Raw genomic sequence first — 415 nt, 5'->3', positions numbered from 1 at the left:
AGCGTTAAGGGCTTTCGCAAAGACAGGAACCCATTCGGTACCCGCTGCCGGATCGCTGTCCACAATGTTATAGGTTCCTGTGGGCCATTCCAGTGCCAAAACAGCTGCAAGTGCGGCGTCTTCTGTATGAACAAAAGAAGTGACGCCGTCAGTAGCAGGCAAGTTCCCATTTCGAACTTGCTCAGCGAACAAGCCGTTCGAACCGTACCAGGTCCCATCACCGTATAGCACGCCGTATCTCAGAATGACATGCTCTGGCATTTCTGCAGCGGTGGTTTCCAGTGCATGAACACCGTTCACGCTTGTTAGTTGCGGTTCCGGAGCCCCAAAGTCCAGTGGACAATCCTCCGTTGCCGGCCCTTCTCCGGGCGCATAGGTCATGGTGATGCTTTGCGCGATCATCCGGCGAACGCCA

General features: G+C 55.2%; 1 protein-coding gene. It reads right to left on the bottom strand.

The genetic code is table 11. From position 1 onward, the window contains the following. On the bottom strand, positions 1–402 hold a 402-nt coding region (locus KVT38_RS33545), incomplete at its 3' end, for an NAD-dependent epimerase/dehydratase family protein (RefSeq protein ID WP_483298216.1). Positions 403–415 lie beyond the last annotated feature (13 nt).

The sequence above is a fragment of the Cohnella sp. GbtcB17 genome, from assembly GCF_019091135.1.
Taxonomy (GTDB): Bacteria; Bacillota; Bacilli; order Paenibacillales; family Paenibacillaceae; genus Cohnella.
This window is presented reverse-complemented; position numbering and strand designations above follow the sequence as displayed.